14 protein-coding genes and 1 pseudogene are annotated in these 21,255 nt (G+C 44.2%); 7 read left to right on the plus strand and 8 right to left on the minus strand.

Features of this window, described 5'->3' with window-relative positions; all coding sequences use genetic code 11:
- Positions 1-57: 57 nt before the first annotated feature.
- Complete coding sequence (locus tag HMPREF9965_RS12160) at positions 58-2,703, minus strand: alpha-mannosidase (protein WP_000432743.1); 2,646 nt, start codon at positions 2,701-2,703, stop codon at positions 58-60.
- A gap of 108 nt (positions 2,704-2,811) precedes the next feature.
- On the opposite strand from HMPREF9965_RS12160, the gene HMPREF9965_RS13435 reads away from it, so the two are divergent.
- Positions 2,812-3,003: a hypothetical protein gene (locus HMPREF9965_RS13435; RefSeq protein ID WP_000693085.1), complete on the plus strand. Its 192-nt coding sequence runs from the start codon at positions 2,812-2,814 to the stop codon at positions 3,001-3,003.
- Here HMPREF9965_RS13435 and HMPREF9965_RS12170 read toward each other — a convergent pair.
- The gene (locus HMPREF9965_RS12170) at positions 3,000-4,280 is read right to left on the minus strand and encodes a glycoside hydrolase family 125 protein (RefSeq protein WP_000640539.1); all 1,281 of its coding nucleotides are present in this window, start codon (positions 4,278-4,280) and stop codon (positions 3,000-3,002) included. The two genes, HMPREF9965_RS13435 and HMPREF9965_RS12170, sit on opposite strands and share 4 nt — an antisense overlap.
- 170 nt (positions 4,281-4,450) lie before the next feature.
- Here HMPREF9965_RS12170 and HMPREF9965_RS12175 point away from each other — a divergent pair, with 170 nt between their 5' ends.
- Positions 4,451-6,538 (plus strand): GH92 family glycosyl hydrolase, encoded by a 2,088-nt coding sequence (locus HMPREF9965_RS12175; RefSeq protein WP_000803419.1) that lies wholly within the window; start codon positions 4,451-4,453, stop codon positions 6,536-6,538.
- 36 nt (positions 6,539-6,574) lie between these two features.
- On the opposite strand, the pseudogene HMPREF9965_RS12180 reads toward HMPREF9965_RS12175, so the two are convergent.
- Positions 6,575-8,252: pseudogene (locus HMPREF9965_RS12180) on the minus strand (alpha-L-fucosidase).
- A gap of 754 nt (positions 8,253-9,006) precedes the next feature.
- Here HMPREF9965_RS12180 and arcA point away from each other — a divergent pair.
- From arcA to HMPREF9965_RS12205, 5 genes are all read left to right on the plus strand, one after another.
- Complete coding sequence (gene arcA, locus HMPREF9965_RS12185; RefSeq protein WP_000094625.1) at positions 9,007-10,236, plus strand: arginine deiminase; 1,230 nt, start codon at positions 9,007-9,009, stop codon at positions 10,234-10,236.
- A 58-nt stretch (positions 10,237-10,294) separates the two neighbouring features.
- Positions 10,295-11,311, plus strand: coding sequence for an ornithine carbamoyltransferase (argF, locus tag HMPREF9965_RS12190; RefSeq protein WP_000149840.1), 1,017 nt, complete (start codon positions 10,295-10,297; stop codon positions 11,309-11,311).
- Positions 11,312-11,604: 293 nt separating this feature from the next.
- Positions 11,605-12,552 carry a carbamate kinase gene (gene arcC, locus HMPREF9965_RS12195; RefSeq protein WP_000019633.1) on the plus strand — a complete coding sequence of 316 codons (948 nt, stop codon included), beginning with the start codon at positions 11,605-11,607 and terminating at the stop codon, positions 12,550-12,552.
- A 97-nt stretch (positions 12,553-12,649) separates the two neighbouring features.
- On the plus strand, positions 12,650-14,161 hold the full coding sequence (locus tag HMPREF9965_RS12200) for a YfcC family protein (RefSeq protein ID WP_001291838.1): 1,512 nt from the start codon (positions 12,650-12,652) through the stop codon (positions 14,159-14,161).
- Positions 14,162-14,183: 22 nt separating this feature from the next.
- Positions 14,184-15,512, plus strand: a complete 1,329-nt coding sequence (locus tag HMPREF9965_RS12205; protein ID WP_001089795.1) for a dipeptidase — start codon at positions 14,184-14,186, stop codon at positions 15,510-15,512.
- Between the two features lie 55 nt (positions 15,513-15,567).
- On the opposite strand, the gene adcA is transcribed toward HMPREF9965_RS12205, so the two are convergent.
- The 5 genes from adcA to nt5e all read right to left on the minus strand — a co-directional run bounded on the left by adcA (position 15,568) and on the right by nt5e (position 21,202).
- The gene (adcA, locus tag HMPREF9965_RS12210) at positions 15,568-17,073 is read right to left on the minus strand and encodes a zinc ABC transporter substrate-binding lipoprotein AdcA (protein WP_000724046.1); all 1,506 of its coding nucleotides are present in this window, start codon (positions 17,071-17,073) and stop codon (positions 15,568-15,570) included.
- 9 nt (positions 17,074-17,082) lie between these two features.
- Entirely contained in the window at positions 17,083-17,889 is an 807-nt protein-coding gene (locus HMPREF9965_RS12215; protein WP_000950024.1) for a metal ABC transporter permease, read from the minus strand.
- Positions 17,882-18,586: a metal ABC transporter ATP-binding protein gene (locus tag HMPREF9965_RS12220; RefSeq protein ID WP_001269481.1), complete on the minus strand. Its 705-nt coding sequence runs from the start codon at positions 18,584-18,586 to the stop codon at positions 17,882-17,884. The genes HMPREF9965_RS12215 and HMPREF9965_RS12220 overlap by 8 nt, the downstream gene beginning before the upstream one ends.
- Entirely contained in the window at positions 18,586-19,026 is a 441-nt protein-coding gene (gene adcR / locus HMPREF9965_RS12225) for a zinc-dependent transcriptional regulator AdcR (protein WP_001249331.1), read from the minus strand. The genes HMPREF9965_RS12220 and adcR overlap by 1 nt, the downstream gene beginning before the upstream one ends.
- A gap of 148 nt (positions 19,027-19,174) precedes the next feature.
- Positions 19,175-21,202, minus strand: a complete 2,028-nt coding sequence (gene nt5e / locus HMPREF9965_RS12230; RefSeq protein ID WP_001042701.1) for a cell surface ecto-5'-nucleotidase Nt5e — start codon at positions 21,200-21,202, stop codon at positions 19,175-19,177.
- Between the last annotated feature and the right edge of the window lie 53 nt (positions 21,203-21,255).

Consider the following 21,255-nt stretch of genomic DNA (forward strand, 5'->3'; position numbering starts at 1 on the left):
ACTCTTTCGCCCCTCCTTTCTATCTCATAGTATTCGTTATCAAACACTTTAAAACTGTTAGATTTCTTCTTTTTTAATCAATTCTGTGCGAATTTCTTGTGGAGCTAAGAGTCCTGAATGAACCGGATAAGGTCGCTCAAGCAAGTCCAAAATGGTTTGTTGGTGCTCTGATATACGCACATTTTCTTGACTCATATTGTAGTAACGGAGTACATATCCTTCTTCATTTTCCGCCACTTTAAAGGCTGTTGGGCAAACTTGTGGTAAGCTAAGTGCCGCATGACTCAAGAGGCTACCAGTCGCAGCAACACTTCCTTCTTGTTTAGCAACTTGAAGACTAGTGAATGGTGTTTGGAAGGCTTTAGCACGACGGAAGGCTGAGAAGCGTTCCCCTGCTTGGTGGCATTCGAGAGCAAACTCGACTTCAAACTCACGCAAGCACTGAGCCTCTGGTGTCGGGAAGTAACCCCAGTCTCCTAGCTCACCTGAGGCACGAAGGATGGTCACGGCAATGGTGTCATCTCCAAGGATTTCATACTCGTGCAATCCTTTATTGGCCACCGTCACTCCTTTTTCATCATCATAAAGGCTGACAAAGGCTTGTTGGTGTTGTGGATTTTCAGGATTTTCCCATGAAGTTGCTGGTTTGTTTGGTCGTGTCACTACCTCATAAATGCTTTCCGAATCATTGCTTGGACGCGTATTATGAGTCTTAACCAAGAGACGGATACGGTGGTCCTTGGCTGTGTTAGTAAAGCGAGTCTTGAAACGGATTTGTGGATTATCAACAAAGACGGTCATCTCTGTTTCAAGAAGAATGCTTGTCAGTTCATCTGAACGTCCAGCTTCACGCGTCATAAACTCGATGATACCTCTTTGTTCCGCATCCAGTTTTTCGTCTGCACTTACTGGAATTGTCAATTCATGCTTGAGCAAAACCTTGACAAAACGAGCTGTATTTTCCAAGACCTCATAGCCTTTGAGTTCTGCGTAGATAGGCTCTGTTCCTTTTGGTTGGAAATAGATGTACTCATTTCCGATGTCACCACGGTCTTCAAAGCGAACAACATCTTCATAAGCTTCATGAGTTGTCTTGTCGTAGACTGTGATATTTTCATCCACACTAACCGTTACAAATGGCGTATCAATCACTCCATTTTGGTAAATACCGTCACGGTGTTCTTGTTCTCCTTCGAGCAATTGGAAGGTTGTCCAAGAAAGTGGTGCCAGGTGAACAGGCACTGTCACGCGCACTTGTCGAGCAATACGAGCTTGGCGGAACTTGTCTTTTGGTAAATCATACTCAAAATTAGCTCCCAAATCTTCGATTTTCGCTTCTACAGCATGCCCTTCCAAGTCTTCAACACGGTAGCTTGGCAAGGTCAAGGCTGCCATCTTCTTATAGCCTTCTGTTGGGTGCAATTCTTTGAAATCACAAGTCGCCACATCAATCACTGTGCTGACCGTATCAACCTTGTCATGCAAGCCTGTGTTAATGACGGTAAAGAGATGGTCGCTTTGGGCTTCATGAGTTGCAATTTTACCCTTCCACTCGTTGAGAAGGTTAGTTTTCACAAAGTTACCGACTTGGTTGACCTTAGCAAAACGTGTCTCCATCTCACGGTGAACTTCGTCCACACTACAGCCACAGATACTATCATGGGGCGCATTTTGTAGAAGGACTTTCCAAGCATAGGTCAACTGGTCCTTGTGGTTGTGGCCGCCAGTGATGACCGTCAATGGTTCCACCACTTGTTCTAGCAAGTTACTGTTTTCTTGGAAGGCTTGTTTAAGGTAAATCCGTGATGAAGAAGTATTAGCAAGTGTGTACCAACCGTCTGTTTCTTGACTGGTCAACTCACCTGTAACCGTAGATAGTTGCTCTGGTAGAGCACTTTCTACTGCATGAACATAGTCATCAAAGGAACTATGCACAAAGGTCACATCTGGGAAGAGTTCATTGGCCACACGAATGGCTTCACTCAGATTTCGCTGTACAGGCTGGTGGTCACATCCGTTCATCATCAACCACTGGTTGGTCGAAGCGTAGTCACGCACATCTGACAGTTTTTGTTTCCAAAAGGCTAGGGCTTCATCCTTATCAACTGGGATTTCATTCCCATTGCTATACCAGTTGGCAAAGAGAATACCGAGGACACGACTTCCGTCTGCACCTTGCCAGTACATTTCTGAAAACTGGGAAGTAAACTGCTCATCTTCGAGGACTTGGTTGTCAAAGCCAATCGGCTTCACACCACGGCCAAAGGCTGCCACGTGAATACCTGATTTTTGAAGGATTTGAGGCGCTTGTCCCATGTTTCCAAAGGTATCTGGGAAATAACCAATCTGGGTTGATTTGCCCCATTTTGCACATTCTGCTTGACCAATCAAGGTATTGCGGACATTGGCTTCACTGGAAATCAAGTAATCATCCTGCAAGATGTAAAATGGACCAATTTTGAGTTTGCCTTGGTCGATGTAACCTTGAACTTTGTCGCGATTTTCAGAGCGAATTTCCAAGTAGTCATCAAGGACAATGGTTTGTCCATCCAAGTGGAAGCTCTTGAACTCAGGATCATTTTCAAAAAGATCAAAAAGATTGTCAAATAATTCCACCAACTGCATACGGTGGCTTTCAAAAGGTAAGTACCACTCACGGTCCCAGTGACTGTGTGAGATAATATGTACGACAACATTTTCCATGAAGTAAAACCTCATTCTAAATTTAAATTTTTATTTTTAACGTTTTAAATGTGAATTCGTGATTCTGACACGAATCGGTGAAACTAAAGCGAGCCCCTTTTATACTCAATGAAAATCAAAGAGCAAACTAGGAAGCTAGCCGCAGGCTGCTCAAAGCACTGCTTTGAGGTTGTAGATAGAACTGACGAAGTCAGCTCAAAACACTGTTTTGAAGTTGTGGATGGAACTGACGAAGTCAGTAACCATACCTACGACAAGGCGAAGCTGACGTGGTTTGAAGAGATTTTCGAAGAGTATTAGCGGATATCCAGGTAATCCAAGACTAACTCACAGAACATCATGTTGGCCCATGAGAACCATTCACGTGAGTAAAGCGTTGGGTCGTCAACGTGGAAGCTTTCATGCATGACACCTGTGCCCCCATCGCAGGCAACGAGCTGATCGAGCAAGAATTTCTTCTCTGCCTTATCTCTTGTTGTCAAACCTTGGATAGAGAGAGCAATCGGCCAGATATAGCGATAGAAGGTATGAGAACTTCCGAGACCGCTAGCGTATTTCCCTTGGTAGAAATATGGATTTTCAGGGCTCAGAATGGTACGACGAGTTGCTTGGTAAACCTCATCGTCAATCGCACAGTAACCAAGATATGGAGCAGCCAGTAGACTTGGTACGTTTGGATCATCCATGATGCTAGCATTCCCTAAACCATCCACTTCAAAGGCGTAAATCTTTTCACCCTTGCTATTGGTTGTGTAGGCGTAATTTTCGATGCCTTCTTGGATCTCCGCTTGGAGACCCTTAGCGTCTGCGATAATACTCTCGCTATCAGCCAAGTTTAATTCTGCAAAGATTTCTTGGACATAACCCAAGACTACTACGGCAAACATATTTGACGGAATCAAGTAGCTATACTGACAGCAGTCATCACTCGGGCGGAAGGCTGACCAGGTCATACCTGTCACTGCAAAATCAGGTCCAAGGCCATCATTTACCAGAGTATCTTCCTTGCGGTCTGTATCCCGAACGAAACGATAAGGAGAGTTCTTGTGGTCTTGTTCTACCGTCCAAAGATGAAGAATTTCCTTGGTCGCAGCGACAAAAGTCCCATCAAACTGACTAATTTCTCCTGTTTCTTTCCAGAGGAGATAAGCCAACTGCAAAGGATAGCAAAGCGAGTCCACCTCGTACTTGCGCTCCCAAATCCAGCCATTAAGCTCTGTGTGGTCAGTCTCATGGTGGCCCTTCCAGTTTTCCTCAATGTTAAAGGAGTTGGCATAAGGATCTTTGAGTACTAAGGTCATCTGACGCTTGACCAAACCTGCAATGGTCTGACGCAAGAGAGGATCTCTTTTAGCTACATGAAGGTAAGGTCTGAGTTGGGCCGTCGAATCCCGAAGCCACATAGCAGGGATATCCCCTGTCAGTACAAAGGTCGAACCATCTTCGAGGATCTCGACCGTATTGTCCAAGGTGTCTGTGTAGCAACGCTCAAAGACATCCACCCACTCTGGATGGTCTTTGGCCCGCTCTGCTACTTCATCCAGCCATTCTCTAACAATTTCTTTCGAATAAATCATCGTGCAGTTTCCTCTTTCAAACAAGTTTCATGTTCAGTATATAGTTTTTGAGACAGAAAATACATACACAAATGATAGTCATTTTTCTACAAAATTGCTTACTTTCGAGCTCCATATCTAAAGGCCCCCTTTTTCTGATATAATGTAGAAAAACAGCTAAAGGAAATACTATGAAACCACTACTTGAAACCATCGATACCCGCTTTGGGACTGCTAGCAAGCATGCCTTTTCTCGGGGAAATACCCTGCCTTACACGGGCGTCCCTTTTGGGATGAATTATTTTGTACCTCAGACCAGTGACCAGGAGGGAGCTTGGTTTTTCGATCCGCATCTGCCCATTTTTCAGGGGATTCGATTGACCCATCAACCAAGTCCTTGGATTGGCGACTATTCTTGGCTACTCCTAACACCTGTCATAGACCAGATTCGGGGAGACAGTCTCTTTCACCGCCAGTCTTCTTATGATATCGAAAAAGCTTGCTTCCAGCCTCATTATCTGAAGATTTTCTCCCTGCGCTATCAGATTGAAGCCCAACTGACACCAACTTGCTACGGCGCCTCTATTCGCCTAGAGCAAAAGCAAGGCAAAGCCCTCTCCCTCTACCTTCACGCAGCAGATGAACTGACAGTAGAACAAATAGATAAGCGGACTCTTGCCCTGCGTCAAGAGGGAAAAACAGAGACCAACAAAAATCCGCTGATACTGTTTACTGCTCTACAAATGAATACGGATATTCTTGCTATCACACAAGAAGAGGGAGACTGGCGAATTGACTTAGCAAGCAGTCAAGCCGAGATTCAACTAGGCACTTCTTTCATCTCCCCTTCTCAAGCTCTAGTCAATCTACCTCAAAAGGACTTTGATAGCTGTAAAGTAAGTGCGAAAGCGGACTGGGAAAATCTCCTCCATCGTTTTGATATTATGGATACAGGAGAAGCTGACCGAACCTTCTTTGATCACTGCCTCTACAGACTCTTCCTCTTCCCACAGACATTTTATGAGGTGAATGAGTCAGGGCAGGCCATCCACATGGATTTGGCTTCTGGTACTGTCAAGCCCGGCGTCCTCTTTAGCAACAATGGCTTCTGGGATACCTTCCGCACCACCTTCCCCCTCTTTGCCCTGATCATATCGGAACACTATCACCGCTTTTTAGAAGGTTTCCTCAATAGCTACCGCGATACTGGTTTCCTTCCAAAATGGCTGGCTCCAGATGAACGTGGCATGATGCCTGGTACTCTGCTAGATGGCATTATCGCAGACAGCGCCTGCAAGGACATGGCCCCCGACCTAGAAAAAGAACTCCTCCAAGCTATGCTTGAAACAGCCACTAAGTCCGACCCTCTCGGCATCAATGGTCGTCACGGACTAGCCCAATACCAAGAGCTTGGCTACCTCTCTACCGACCACCACGAAAGCGTCAGCCACACCCTAGACTATGCCTATAGTGACTTTTGTATCGCTAGCTGTGCCGAAAAGCTTGGTCAGAATGACATCGCGGAAACTTATAGAACTTCGTCACAAAATTACCGTCATCTATTTGACACTGCGACGGGCTACATGCGTGCGCGAGATAGCCAAGGCAACTTCCGCCCTGACTTCTCTCCTTATAGTTGGGGACGCGACTACGCCGAATGCTCTGCCATTCAAGCGACTTTAGGCATCCTCCACGACATCCCAGGCTTAATCCAACTTATGGGCGGAAAAGAAGCCTTCAGCAATTATCTTTTGAAAGCCTGTCAGGATGCTCCCCTCTTTGAGACGACAGGCTATTGTTACGAGATTCATGAAATGAGCGAGATGGCTACCGTTCCTTTTGGACAAGTCGCCATTTCCAACCAGCCTAGCTTCCACATCCCTTATCTCTTCCGCTACAGCAACTACCCAGACTACACTGCCCTTCTCATCAAGGCCCTGCGTCAGAAAGCCTTTCACCCAAGCTGGGAAGCCTATCCTGGCGATGAGGACAATGGCAGTCTCTCCGCTTGGTACATCTGGTCAGCTCTTGGTTTTTATCCGACCTGTCCGGGCAAGACCAGCTATGATCTCGGAGTCCCTCTCTTTGACCACCTCCGTATCCACCTAGCTAAGGAAAATAAATGGCTGGATATCCATGCCGAGCAAAACCACAGCCATTTCAACTTTGTCAAAGAATGCCGATTGGACAAGACCATAGTATCTAGCATTCAACACCAAGACCTCTTGAAAGCTGAGCAACTAACCTTTACACTTAGCTGGTTGCCAAATCACTCATAACCAAAAGAACCTTTGCATCGCGCAAAGGTTCTTCTTTTATGAAACTTGGACCTGAAGCTGGTCAACCAGCTGCCCATCTACCGTCAAATTCAGATAAAAATCTAAGCTTTTATCTCCTAAAAAATACAAGGTTGGTATCGTCAGCCTTTTTTCAATCTCGCCAACTTGAAACACAAGGACTTGAATCTCGTCCCGATAAACGACACCATGCACACCCGTCCCTGGTTGAATCGAAATCTTAGCTTCCAAAGGACTATTAGATTCTCTGCGCTTCACTGTAAAGCGGACATTTTCTCCCTTGGTCACAGCTAGACTTTTTTCTGAGAACTCTAGTTGCTGAACAGTTTCTTTTTTCGACAAGGTAGGTGTTTTATAGAGTGAAATCTTGGTCAACAAAGGCAAAGCCTGTGCCTCTGTAGGTCACACGTATCTTCTGCGCCTCAACGACTGTTCCTCGCAAGAGACGTTTGTAGCCAACAATATAACCAGAGCCAAACTCCTGCCATACACCATCCAACTCTACCTGAACATGGAAAGCCGCGATGCGTTGCCCCAACTTCAAATCTTCTCTTAACTCAATCACATCAAAAGTTTTAGGTGATCCTAAATCGAGCTCTAATTGGATTGGCAACTCTGCATCACTTGCCCAAGAACTGGTCTTCCGTCCATCTGTCAGGTGAGAACAGGCAAAGTCTGGTGATAGAGCCGGACCAGATACCTTGGCTCCCAAATCCAAATCTTCTTTATAGAGCTCGTCACGGTAGGCAGCAAATTCATAGAGACGCTGGATATCCTTCTCATCAAAGAGCCCATCTTTATTAGGGGGAATATTGAGCAAAAGAGGGGTTCCCCGTCCCACTGAGTGAAAGTAGATTTCGACCAATTCCTCGAGAGACTTGGGATCCTGATTCTCATGGTAAAACCAGCCCGGGCGAAGCGAAACATCTGCCTCACCGATTGAAAATAGCGTCCCCGAGGTATCTCCGTGCTGTAAATAATCCAATGCAGCCTCTGTCCCCAACTGGTCAGGCTTGACTTTTTGCCACAAGGGATCCCCTGCATAGCCCCGTTCATTGCCAATCCAGCGAATACTAGTTCCCTCAGTTGAGAAAATCAAACAATCGTCCTGCAAGTCACGAATGGTTTCAAACCAAGTCTCAAACTCATAGTTGACCTGCTGGGCCCCTTCGCCTCGAGCACCATCCATCCAAACCTCAGCGAACTTGCCAGCATTGCCATAGGCAGGATTTGATAAAATTTCCTTCAACTGAGCCAGATAATAGGCATTGTAGTCTGCTTCTCGGTTCACAAGATAGAGGGGACTATGGGCATCCCAAGGAGATAAATAAACTCCCATATCCATGTCAAACTCAGTTGCAGCTTGGGAAACTTCAAGGAGCAAGTCCCCCGCTCCTTTCCTCCAAGGACTAGCCTTGACCGAATAGTCTGTGTATGCGGTCGGGTAGAGCACAAATCCATCGTGGTGCTTGACCACCAAAATCAGCTTTTTAAAACCCGTTTCTTTAAGTACCCGAACCCATTCACGCGTATCCAACTTGGTCGGGTTGAAACGCTTAGGATCCTCTTGCCCACTTCCCCATTCTTGGTCATAAAAGGTATTGGGGCCAAAATGGATAAAGGCAGCTAGTTCATCCTCTAAATAATCCAGCTGGGCCTGACTTGGTAATGGTCCATGTGGTTTTATTTTCGTCATCATCTCGTATCTCTTTCTCTGATTATTTCTCTTGTTCACAAAGTTATCCACAATCTGTGGATAAGAAAACATGCCTAAAAACTAGCTTTTCTAGACTCCAGCTCTTTGACTTTGAACCTATCACCTTCAGCAAACTCTGCTCAAATCCCCACTGCACTAGGATTTCTACTAGAAAGCTGGCCAGTTACTAGTTGCCGGTACTATTCTCAAGAACCCTCTAGGATATTAGCTGAATATCCTGCTCTCCCCAGACTTATCCACAACTTGTGAATAAGTCCTTCTTCCTAGTTCTTACCGCGTTGACTATAACAAAAAATCTAGGTACCGTCAATAAGACAAGGCTGTCTTCCTAAATACTCAGAAAAGATTCTATAATTTGTACAATATACATTTAAAGTGGCCTAGAAGAAAGACTTTTCTGATAGATTTCATATAATTTTCTAAGTGGCTTTCAACCATTGCTCTTCTCAATTCCTCGTCAGAAATGACTTAAAATCTGGACATTTCTTCTTAAAATGTGAAATTTAGCATAATTTTTCAAAAAATATTATATTCTTTATAGTAGAAGTTTATACATTTATTTCCTCTAATTCCTTTTGCTATCGTATAATAACATAAAATACTACTAAAACCTTGTTTTGTCCGAATTTTTAATCATTTTTTACTATTGACACGCCTCTGAGAATATGATATAACGTAAATGTAAGCGGTACCAAAAAGGTGCCACCGTGAAAATTTTTAAGGAGGAAAACACATGTCTTCACATCCAATTCAGGTATTCTCAGAAATTGGGAAACTGAAAAAAGTTATGTTGCACCGTCCAGGCAAAGAGTTGGAAAACTTGTTGCCGGACTATCTCGAAAGGCTTCTTTTTGATGACATTCCATTCTTGGAAGATGCTCAAAAAGAACATGACGCATTTGCTCAAGCTCTTCGTGATGAAGGAATTGAGGTCCTTTACCTAGAGCAATTGGCTGCTGAATCATTGACTTCCCCAGAAATCCGCGATCAATTTATCGAGGAATATTTAGACGAAGCTAACATCCGTGGTCGTCAAACCAAGGCGGCTATTCGTGAATTGCTTCACGGTATCAAGGACAACCAAGAATTGGTTGAAAAAACTATGGCGGGGGTTCAAAAAGTTGAATTGCCAGAAATTCCTGAAGAAGCAAAAGGCTTAACTGACTTGGTTGAGTCAGACTATCCATTTGCTATTGATCCAATGCCAAACCTCTACTTCACTCGCGACCCATTTGCAACTATTGGTAATGCTGTATCGCTTAACCACATGTATGCAGATACTCGTAACCGTGAAACTCTTTATGGTAAATACATTTTCAAACACCATCCAATCTATGGTGGAAAAGTAGAATTAGTCTACAACCGTGAAGAAGATACACGTATTGAAGGTGGAGATGAGCTCGTTCTTTCTAAAGACGTTCTTGCAGTAGGTATCTCTCAACGTACAGATGCAGCTTCGATTGAAAAACTCTTGGTGAACATCTTCAAGAAAAATGTTGGCTTCAAGAAAGTATTGGCATTTGAATTTGCTAACAACCGTAAATTCATGCACTTGGATACTGTCTTCACCATGGTTGACTATGACAAGTTCACAATTCACCCAGAAATCGAAGGCGATCTTCGTGTGTACTCTGTCACTTATGAAGATGAAAAACTCAAGATTGTTGAAGAAAAAGGTGACTTAGCTGAACTTCTTGCGAAGAACCTCGGCGTAGAAAAAGTTCATTTGATCCGTTGCGGTGGTGGCAATATCGTAGCAGCTGCGCGTGAACAATGGAATGACGGTTCCAACACTTTGACTATCGCACCTGGTGTAGTCGTCGTTTATGCCCGCAATACCATTACCAATAAGATCCTAGAAGAATACGGGCTTCGCTTGATTAAGATTCGCGGAAGTGAATTGGTTCGGGGCCGTGGTGGACCTCGTTGTATGTCTATGCCATTTGAACGTGAAGAAGTATAATCGCTGTTCAGTATTTGTCAATAAAAAATGTAAAAAAATAGAAAGAGGAAATAATAGAATGACACATTCAGTATTCCAAGGACGCAGCTTCTTAGCAGAAAAAGACTTTACTCGCGCAGAGTTAGAATACCTTATCGGTCTTTCAGCTCACTTGAAGGATTTGAAAAAACGCAATATCCAACACCACTACCTTGCTGGTAAAAATATCGCCCTCCTGTTTGAAAAAACTTCTACTCGTACACGTGCAGCCTTTACAACTGCAGCTATTGACCTTGGTGCTCATCCAGAATACCTCGGAGCAAATGACATTCAGTTAGGTAAAAAAGAATCTACTGAAGATACTGCAAAAGTTTTGGGTCGTATGTTTGACGGGATTGAATTCCGTGGTTTCAGCCAACGTATGGTTGAAGAACTGGCAGAATTCTCAGGTGTTCCAGTATGGAATGGTCTGACTGACGAATGGCACCCAACTCAAATGCTCGCTGACTACTTGACTGTTCAAGAAAACTTCGGCCGCTTGGAAGGCTTGACATTGGTATACTGTGGTGATGGACGTAACAACGTTGCCAACAGCTTGCTCGTAACAGGTGCTATCCTTGGTGTCAATGTTCACATCTTCTCACCAAAAGAACTCTTCCCAGAAAAAGAAATCGTTGAATTGGCTGAAGGATTTGCTAAAGAAAGTGGTGCACACATCCTCATCACCGAAGATGCAGACGAAGCTGTCAAAGGTGCAGATGTACTTTATACAGACGTTTGGGTATCTATGGGTGAAGAAGACAAATTCGCAGAACGCGTTGCACTTTTGAAACCTTACCAAGTCAATATGGACTTAGTGAAAAAAGCAAACAACGAAAACTTGATCTTCCTCCACTGTTTACCAGCATTCCACGACACTCACACTGTTTATGGTAAAGATGTTGCTGAAAAATTTGGCGTAGAAGAAATGGAAGTAACAGACGAGGTCTTCCGTAGCAAGTATGCTCGCCACTTTGACCAAGCAGAAAACCGCATGCACACTATCAAAGCTGTTATGGCTGCTACTCTTGGAAATCTCTACATTCCTAAAGTATAAAACTTACTCGTATACACAACACAGGGGTTGAGACGAAAGCTATGATAGCTTATCAGTTCTAGCGAAAGAAAGCAAGGATCCTCTTTGACAAATTTGCCACCTTACTCTTGTCATCTTCCTGCTTCCTAGTCTCATTCTGATAAACGTCGGCTATGCGTTCAACCCCTTTTACTAGTAGTAATGACTAATTTGTCTTTTGAAAAGACGCTACCTCCACTTCATATTTTATCATCATACCTGCCTGTAGCTCTTGGAGTTCTGTCAGGTTTACCATATTAAAGAAAGGAGAGCTCATGTCTCATAGAAAAATCGTCGTTGCTTTAGGCGGAAATGCCATCCTCTCCACTGACCCATCTGCCCAAGCTCAACAAGCTGCTCTGGTAGAAACAGCTCGTCATCTGGTCAAGTTGATTCAAAACGGAGATGAACTGATCATTACTCACGGAAATGGTCCTCAGGTGGGTAATCTCTTGCTTCAACACTTGATGGCAGATTCGGAAAAAAACCCTGCCTTCCCCCTTGATTCTTTGGTTGCCATGACCGAGGGTAGTATCGGTTTTTGGCTACAATGTGCTCTTGATAACGCATTGCTTGATGTAGGACTTGATAAAAATGTCACTTCTGTTGTTACCCAAGTTATAGTAGACAAAGAAGACCCTGCCTTTATCAATCCAACCAAACCAATCGGTCCATTCTACTCAGAAGAGGATGCTAAAGCTGAGAGCGAAAAAACAGGAGCAACCTTCAAAGAAGATGCTGGTCGTGGCTGGCGTAAAGTAGTAGCTTCACCAAAACCAATCGACATCAAAGAAATCAACAGCATCCGCACCTTGCTCGATAATGGTCAAGTTGTCATCGCAGCAGGTGGAGGAGGTATCCCTGTTGTTAAAAATGAAAACGGTTACTTGCGTGGGGTCGAAGCCGTTATCGACAAAGACTTTGCGTCTCAACGACTAGCAGAACTCGTCGAAGCTGACCTCTTTATCGTCCTTACTGGCGTAGACTATGTTTATGTCAACTACAATAAACCAGGCCAAGAAAAACTTGAACACGTTACTGTCAGTCAACTAAAAGAATACATCAAACAAGGACAATTCGCACCGGGTAGCATGCTACCAAAAGTCGAGGCTGCTATCGATTTTGTATCCAACCGCCCAGAAGGCAAGGCTGTTATCACTTCCCTCAGCAATCTAGGCGCCTTGATCGAGTCCGAAAGCGGAACAATTATTGTTAAAGACTAGCCATTTTAGCCCTAGTACAAGCTCTAACTAGGAGTACTCAGGTAAACCAACATCATTCGTTTTTATACTTTGTGGCATAGTTTAGGAGGAAAAACAAATGAGTGAAAAAACAAAAAAAAGGTTCCAAATGCCTTCATCTTACACTGTTTTGATCATTATTATTGCTATCATGGCAATCTTGACTTGGATCATTCCAGCAGGTAAGTATGACACGAACGAAGCAGGTGACCTCATTGCAGGTACCTATCAAACTGTTGAATCTAATCCCCAAGGGATTTACGATATCCTAATGGCTCCGATTCGGGCGATGCTCGGTCACGAACCAACTAAAGCCGCTATTGACGTAGCCTTCTTCATCCTCATGGTTGGGGGATTTCTAGGTGTCGTCAATGCAACAGGCACATTAGATGTTGGTATTGCCTCTATTGTTAAGAAATACAAAGGACGCGAAAAAATGCTGATCATCATCCTCATGCCCCTCTTTGCGCTTGGAGGAACAACTTATGGTATGGGTGAAGAAACCATGGCATTTTATCCACTCCTTGTCCCTGTTATGATGGCTGTTGGTTTTGATAGCATTACTGCCGTTGCCATCATCCTACTCGGTTCACAAGTCGGCTGTCTTGCCTCTACTCTCAATCCTTTTGCTACTGTTATCGCTTCTGATACCGCAGGTGTGTCATCTATGGACGGAGTTATCCTTCGTATCATCTTCTGGTTTGTTATGACAGGTATTAGTACTTACTTTGTCTACCGCTATGCAGAAAAGATTCAAAAGGATCCTACAAAATCACTTGTCTACTCTCAACGTGAAGAAGACCTTAAACACTTCAATGTCACTGATAACGAAAATGCTCCATCTGTCTTGAACAAGAAACAAAAACATGTTCTTGCCTTGTTCATCTTGACTTTCATCATCATGATCGCCAGCTTTATCCCTTGGGTAGACTTGCACATCACTCTATTTGAAGACTTCAAGAATTGGTTGATTGGTCTTCCTGTTATTGGTGGAGCTATCGGTTCATCTGCTCTACCATTCGGTAGCTGGTACTTCCCAGAAGGTGCGATGCTCTTTGCTGTGATGGGTATTCTTATTGGTGTTGTTTACGGTCTTAAGGAAAGCAAGATTATCTCTACCTTTATGGCTGGTGCAGCAGATCTTCTCACCGTAGCCTTGATTTGTGCAGTAGCTCGTGGTATCCAAGTTATCATGAACGACGGTATGATTACTGCAACTATTCTACACTGGGGTGAAGTCGGACTTCAAGGTCTCTCTTCTCAGGTCTTCATCGTTTTGACCTACCTCTTCTACCTTCCTATGTCATTCCTTATCCCATCTTCATCTGGACTTGCTAGCGCTACAATGGGAATCATGGCACCACTTGGTGAGTTCGTTAACGTAAAACCTAGTCTCATCATCACTGCCTATCAATCTGCATCTGGTGTACTAAACCTTGTCGCTCCAACTTCTGGTATCGTTATGGGGGCTCTCGCGCTCGGCCGTATCAGTCTAGGAACTTGGTGGAAATTTGTTACTAAACTCATTGTCGTTATTGTCATCGTGAGCATGCTCCTTCTTATCCTAGGTACCTTCCTACCATTCCTTTAGAACAAAGTGTGAGGTAAAACGGATGAATTCATATATCACCGACTCCATTAAACAGAGCTTTTTACAGAGTTTAAAGACTCTTATCTCCTACCCATCTGTTCTCAAAGAAGGAGAAAATGGCACACCTTTTGGACAAGCTATTCAAGACGTTCTAGAAAAGACGCTGGAAATCTGCCGTGAACTTGGCTTTAAAACTTATATTGATCCCAAGGGCTATTATGGTTATGCAGAGGTTGGTGAGGGAGAACTCCTTGCCATCCTCTGCCACTTAGATGTTGTGCCTACAGGAGATTTGTCAGATTGGCAATCTCCTCCATTTGAAGCAACTATCAGAGAAGGCAAACTCTATGGACGAGGGGCACAAGACGACAAAGGTCCTTCACTGGCAGCTCTCTACGCAGTGAAAAGCTTGCTTGACCAAGGCATCCAATTTAAGAAGCGCGTGCGTTTTATCTTTGGTACGGATGAAGAAACTCTTTGGAGATGTATGGCACGCTACAACACCCTCGAAGAACAAGCCAGCATGGGATTTGCACCGGATTCGTCATTTCCTTTGACATACGCTGAAAAGGGGCTCCTTCAAGTCAAGATTCATGGCCCCGGCTCTGATCTTCTCAAGCTCGATGTCGGAGGTGCCTTTAATGTCGTACCAGACAAGGCAAGTTACCAAGGTCCTCTTTATGAAGCGGTTTGTAGAGGTTTGAAAGAAGCTGATTATGATCACCAAACCACAGACCAAACCGTGACCGTACTCGGGGTACCTAAACACGCCAAAGATGCTAGTCAAGGTGTCAATGCAGTCATTCGGCTTGCTAGTGTACTCGCACCTCTCCAACCCCACCCTGCCCTCCATTTTCTAGCCGACAAAGCAGGGCAAGATGGTAGAGGGCTTGGAATCTTTGGAGAAGTTGCTGATGAACCGTCTGGTTCCCTTTCCTTTAATGTTGCAGGGTTGACCATCAATCCCGATCGCTCCGAAATTCGGATCGACATACGTATACCTGTGCTAGCAGATAAGGAGAAACTGGTGGCACAGCTCACTCAGTGCGCCAAAGACTACCAACTTGACTACCAAGAATTTGACTATCTAGCACCCCTCTATGTCGCAAGAGATAGCCAACTCGTTACTACTCTTATGCAAGTTTACCAAGAAAAAACTGGAGATGAGACTCCTCCTCTCTCGTCAGGTGGTGCTACCTTTGCCCGTACCATGCCAAACTGTGTAGCCTTTGGCGCTCTTTTTCCAGGAGCACAACAAACTGAACATCAGGCAAATGAAGCAGCTGTCCTAGACGATCTTTATCGCGCTATGGACATCTACGCAGAGGCGGTTTACCGTCTCGCAACCTAACTGGATGATCGTTTCTACCAAAAAATCCCGCAGATTTGCGGGATTTTTTCTTGCATCAATGCGCCAACATTTCTTGGGCGATTTCTTGACCAGATAGCTTATCTGGATAGTAGGTTGGCCAGTTGTCCATCTCTTCAAAGAGGGCTTCTTGGCTAGTACCTCCAAAGAAGATATGGAAATGTTCTGCCTTGACTGGGGCGATATTGTGGTCACTAAACTGAACGTACTTGAACTGTCCAGCGTCCGCATCTGTCGCTTCAAAGAGGAAGCGCACGCCACGATTGCCTTTCTTATAAGTCAAGATTTTCTTGCCGACATACTTGTAGGTGAATTTCTTGCTTTGGCCACCTTGAACAAATTCCATAGTGTTATCCGTAATGTTGATCTTAGTCACATCTGTCTGATAGCCTTTTCTATAGTAAGCCTTATACTCATCCTTGGTCATCTTGCCAGTCAACTTAGCCTTGTAGTCAAAGACTTGATCGAAGGTCCCATCCTCAAGGAAAGGATAGACCGACTGCCAGTTACCAGTATAGTCACTCAAGGTACGGTCTTTGACATCTGCATCCTCAAAGTAACCATTTTGAACTGTCTTGGTGTTTTCTTCCTTCTCTGGCTCGATTTCTGGTCCTTCTTGGTCCGTTGTCTGTTTCAAAGCCTTGAGGTTTTTCTCCATGATAGAGATGTAATTTTCTCCCGCCTTGGTATCTTCTTCTGTCAGACTTTCTAGCGGATTGAGCACGTCTAGTTTGACACCTGTTTCTTTTGAGAGTGTATTGGCTAGGGCTTGTGAGGCATTTTCTTCAAAGTAGATATAAGAAATCTTGTTTTTCTTGATATACTCTGTTAATTCTGCCAAACGTGCTGCTGATGGCTCTGCATCTGGTGATAGACCTGAGATGGATACTTGCTTGAGACCATAGTCCAAGGCAAGGTAGTTAAAGGCAGCGTGCTGGGTCACAAAGCTCTTTTGTTTGGCTTGAGACAAATCATCTGTGTAGGCCTTATCCAAGGCTTGCAATTTTTCGATATAGGCAGCCGCATTCTTTTCAAAAGTCTCTTTTTTATCAGGATAATCTGCTGACAAGCTGTCACGGATATGCTCTACTAATTTGATGGCGCGTGCTGGTGAAAGCCAAACGTGGGGATCGTAGTCGTGATGGTGACCTTCACCACCGTGATCATGACCTTCCTCTTCTTCCTCACCACCTGGCAAAAGGAGCATATCACCTGTCGCCTTGATGGTTTTCACCTTTTTCTTATCCAAAGTATCTAGCAATTTAGGAACCCATGTTTCCATATTTTCATTTTCATAGACAAAGGTATCTGCATCTTGGATTTTAGCAACTGCCTTGGCAGACGGTTCGTATTCGTGAGGTTCTGTACCAGCACCGATTAGAAGTTCTACATTAGCAGTATCTCCTGCGACTTGCTTGGTAAATTCGTAGACAGGGTAAAAGGTTGTCACGATATTTAGCTTCCCATCTGCCTGTTTTTGATTGGAACAAGCCACTAAAAACAAAGCACATAGACTAGCTAGTAGTAAGCTAATTTTTTTCATTTCATTCTCCTATTTGATAAAGCGTTTCTGTAGACTGACTAACAAAAAGACAGCTACAAAGATAATGGTGATACTAGCGCTGGCAGGTGTTTCCGCATAGTAGGAAATATAAAGTCCTGCCACCATTCCCAAAAAGCCAATAGCGCTGGCTAGTAACATAACGGATTTAAAGTTTTTCCCCAGACGAAGGGCAATACTAGCTGGCAAGACCATAATAGTCGACACCAAAAGGGCTCCTGCCGCTGGAATCATGAGGGCAATGGCCACCCCTGTCACCATGTTAAAGAGGATAGACATGGTCCGCACTGGAAGTCCATCTACAAAAGCCGTGTCCTCATCAAAAGTCAGGATATACATTGGTCGCAAGAACAAGAAAGTCAAGAGTAAAACGACCGCCGCAATGGCAAAGAGGAAAATCACCTGCTCCTGGCTAATGGTCACAATAGACCCAAAGAGATATTGGTCCAAACTCATGGAGCTCGAACTTTTACCCTTACTCATCACGATAAGAGACACTGCAAGTCCTGTTGACATGAGGATGGCAGTCCCGATTTCCATAAAGTTCTTATAGACTGTCCGGAGATACTCCAGAAAGACCGCAGCGATCAAGACAATAGCAATGGTTGAAATGGTTGGAGAAATTCCCAAAACCAGACCAAAGGCTACACCAGACAAAGAAACGTGGCTGAGTGTATCACTCATCAAACTCTGACGACGCAAGATTAGGAAGGTCCCAAGGACTGGAGAAAAGAGACTCATGGCAATAACAGCCAAGAAGGCACGCTGCATGAAGTCATAGGATAACAAACTAAGCATGGTCCACCTCCTGATCGCTTTCGTGAATGTTGAAACAACGCCACGGCGAGTCTTGATTGCGCACTAGATGGATATTTCGATCCGCGTAATCCTTGACCTCCTCAGGGTCATGGGTAATCATCAAAACGGCCTTGCCATGATGGTGGGCACTGTGGTGCATAAGTTCGTAAAATTCATTTTTGCTCCCCGCATCCATCCCTGTCGTCGGCTCATCCAAGACAAAGATATCTGGGTCAGAAGCAAACATCCGTGCAATAACTGCCCGTTGCTTTTGCCCTCCCGAGAGGGAGCCAATTCGTTTATCACGGTGTTCCCACATACCAACTGAGTCTAGACTGGCCTTGATATGCTCTTCATCGTGAGCATTCAAACGACGGAACCATCCCTTTCGCGGATAACGACCCGACTTGACAAATTCATAAACCGTACTTGGAAAGCCAGCATTAAAACTGGCTATCTGTTGGGGAAGATAAGCTATCCTTAGCTTTTTTCCATGAGTGTTTGTCTTTGAGATGGTTACCTTGCCAAATCTCGGCTGCAAGATGCCCAGACTCGCCTTGATAAGCGTCGTCTTGGCAGCCCCATTTTCACCAGTCAGGGTGACAAACTCCCCACTATCAACACTATAGTTGATATGCTCGAGGACAGGTTCCTTGTCATAATAGAAAGACAAGTCCTCTACTGTAATATACCGCATTATTTGATTTCTCCTACTAAAGCAGTTAAAAACCGCTGAATAACTTCTTGTTCATTTGGAGTAAACTGATTTGCTACTTGTTCATAGGCTGAGAGCGTGTGTTCATGATGATGGTGGTGTTCTGCCGCTACTGGTCGAGCTAAATCTGTCAACTGATAAAAAATCACGCGCGCATCCTTTGGGTCTCTCGATGTCTCTAACATGCTCTCTTTAACTAAAGACTTGATAGCCTTGGTCACTGCTGCCTGACTGACATTGAGACGACGGGCCAACTCCGAGTTAGTTAGGGATTCTTCCGACAAGAGCATGAGGATGTGTTCCTGAGTATTGGTCAAGGCTACGTCACTTGTGCAATGCCCAATCAGAATTTCATGCTGGTTCTCAGATCTCAGGATCACCTCGTTTAAAAAGTTATCGATTTCCTGTGCAAGCTGTCTCATGTGTTACTCCTTCCCTAGCTATCTTTTTTGTAAAAAGCATAGATAGCCACCAATTCTTTACTGGTTAATTATATCATAAACCAAAAAAGAGTCAAGGGAAAAAGGCGTAAAAACGTTTCCCTAGACTCTTCTAGATGTGAAATTTAACCTATTTTAGCTTCGGTTTTCGGCTCGATAAGATACCTGCCAAACCAGCTACCATTCCCATCAAGAGCAAGAAGATGGACTGTTCGCTTCCTGTATTTGGGAGGGCTTTTTCTGAGACAACTGCTTTCTTGCTAAATTGACCTGCCACCTCATAAGTCAGTGGCACATTTGTAGTCGCATCATTAGCAGCTGCATTCGTTTGAGGCGTTTCTACTGGTAGACTAAAGTTTTTAGAATCCACAGAAATCGTCCGTGAGTTCGGATTGATCTTTTCATACTGGGTCAAATCAGCAGTCTTCAGATACTCTTCAAAGGCTGCATCCATAGATGGGCCTTCTTCACGCGCGCCACCTAACATAGTGTAGCCATCACCACCCGCAGCTAAGAAATCATTGGTTGCAAGATAGTACGTTTTTGCGAGGTCTAGGAGATCATAACGACTAGTCGTGCGGTTTTTGACCTGGATGGCCAAGACACGTTTACCTGATGGTAGGTTGGTATCATAGTAGACCTTCACACCTGACACTTGCAAGAAACCACCACTTGGTTCTAGCAATGGTTGGCCGTTCTCATCCAAGACCTTCTTGCCATCCTTATCGACCTGCAAGATAGATCCGAGTGACTTTTCAAACATATCCAATACTTGTTGCCCAGACACTTGGATTTGTGAGATGGTATTTCCAAATGGAAGAACGGCAATAACATTTCCTTTAGTGATCGGTTTGCCTTTTGCAATAGTTTCACGCAAACCACCACCATTTGTCACAGCGATGTCAGTCGGATGGCTAAATCCTGTCTGACCGTACTGATAGAGGGAGTCCGCTACGACGTTTCCGAGGTTGGTTTCACGAACCCGAACATTTTCACGATCTCCGTTGAGTTCTACAGGGCTGTTTGAAACGACTTCAACAGCATTTTCAGCATCGTATTTTTGTTTAATGTCTTTGACTAGTTTTTCAACTGTTGGATTAGCTGGTAATTTTTTAGCATCAGCAGCCGGAATCTGAGTTGGATTGCCCAAAAGCTTACGTGATTTGTAGGTGATTTTTCCTACATTATGAAGGTAGCTTCCCGTCTGGTTATAGGTAACATTATCTCCATAAGTCGTTGATTCTACTGTATGAGAGTGACCATCGATTATTGTTACGCGTTTCCCTTTCAAACGAGGATTTTTAGACAGGGCTTCTGCCAAGGTTGAACCACGCCATTCGACTGGAGTTGTAGTATCTACACCCAGGTGAGCAAGCACCACATAGTGTTTGTAGTCCTTACCTTCTGCACGCGCCTTGGCTTGAACTTCTTCGATGATCTTATTGACTTCAGAGATTGGATCAGTAAAAGTTACCCCTTTAATGTTTTTAGGGTGGGTTTTTGTAGCCGTTTCAGGTGTTGTCACACCAATTACAACAAATTCATCACCTTCCACAGTCTTATCTTTATCAACGATTGTAGAAGCTTCAAAAAGACGAGCTCCATTGACATAGGTATTTGAGCTAAGTAATGGGAATTTCAAGATTTCCTTGTATTTTTTAACTTCATCAAGACCAAAGTCAAACTCATGGTTTCCTACTGCCATGGCATCATACTGCATCTGATTGAGAATTTCAGCGCGTGCTTCACCCTTAGTAGAGTTGGAAATCGGCAAACCTTGGAAAGCGTCTCCCGCATCAACAACTAGAGTATTTTGGTTTGATTTCGCACGTTCCTGCTCAATGACAGTCGCTAACTTTGCATCTCCAATTACTCCCTTTTCCTCTACAATACGACCATGGACATCATTGGTGTGTAAGATAACGGTGTCCTTTTCTTCGTTTTTAGTAGATTCAACAGGAGCTGACGGGGCTTCTGCAGATGCAACGGTTGATGGAGTCTCTACCTCATTTGTTGGAGTTGCTGACGTAGCGGGAGTTGCTACAACAGCTGAACTTTCTGCAGGAGTTGTTGCTTCCTCAGCATAGACTTGTCCAGCTAAAAAAGCTGGAGCTAATAGAGCTGTCGACAAGACAGGTAACAAAGAGCGTTTATTCATTTTGAAATCCTTTTCTTTTCTTTTTTCCTTTATATTATACGATATTTCTAGAA

This window comes from Streptococcus mitis bv. 2 str. SK95 (genome assembly GCF_000222705.1).
GTDB classification, from domain to species: Bacteria; Bacillota; Bacilli; order Lactobacillales; family Streptococcaceae; genus Streptococcus; species Streptococcus mitis_AY.

Bases quoted from the DNA above. Each gene is read 5' to 3' on its own strand.
- HMPREF9965_RS12175 (WP_000803419.1), top strand. From the start codon at position 4,451: ATGAAACCACTACTTGAAACCATCGATACCCGCTTTGGGACTGCTAGC.
- nt5e (WP_001042701.1), bottom strand. From the start codon at position 21,202: ATGAATAAACGCTCTTTGTTACCTGTCTTGTCGACAGCTCTATTAGCT.
- arcA (WP_000094625.1), top strand. From the start codon at position 9,007: ATGTCTTCACATCCAATTCAGGTATTCTCAGAAATTGGGAAACTGAAA.
- adcR (WP_001249331.1), bottom strand. From the start codon at position 19,026: ATGAGACAGCTTGCACAGGAAATCGATAACTTTTTAAACGAGGTGATC.
- HMPREF9965_RS12205 (WP_001089795.1), top strand. From the start codon at position 14,184: ATGAATTCATATATCACCGACTCCATTAAACAGAGCTTTTTACAGAGT.
- HMPREF9965_RS12220 (WP_001269481.1), bottom strand. From the start codon at position 18,586: ATGCGGTATATTACAGTAGAGGACTTGTCTTTCTATTATGACAAGGAA.
- adcA (WP_000724046.1), bottom strand. From the start codon at position 17,073: ATGAAAAAAATTAGCTTACTACTAGCTAGTCTATGTGCTTTGTTTTTA.
- HMPREF9965_RS12170 (WP_000640539.1), bottom strand. From the start codon at position 4,280: ATGATTTATTCGAAAGAAATTGTTAGAGAATGGCTGGATGAAGTAGCA.
- argF (WP_000149840.1), top strand. From the start codon at position 10,295: ATGACACATTCAGTATTCCAAGGACGCAGCTTCTTAGCAGAAAAAGAC.
- HMPREF9965_RS13435 (WP_000693085.1), top strand. From the start codon at position 2,812: ATGAAAATCAAAGAGCAAACTAGGAAGCTAGCCGCAGGCTGCTCAAAG.
- arcC (WP_000019633.1), top strand. From the start codon at position 11,605: ATGTCTCATAGAAAAATCGTCGTTGCTTTAGGCGGAAATGCCATCCTC.
- HMPREF9965_RS12160 (WP_000432743.1), bottom strand. From the start codon at position 2,703: ATGGAAAATGTTGTCGTACATATTATCTCACACAGTCACTGGGACCGT.
- HMPREF9965_RS12215 (WP_000950024.1), bottom strand. From the start codon at position 17,889: ATGCTTAGTTTGTTATCCTATGACTTCATGCAGCGTGCCTTCTTGGCT.
- HMPREF9965_RS12200 (WP_001291838.1), top strand. From the start codon at position 12,650: ATGAGTGAAAAAACAAAAAAAAGGTTCCAAATGCCTTCATCTTACACT.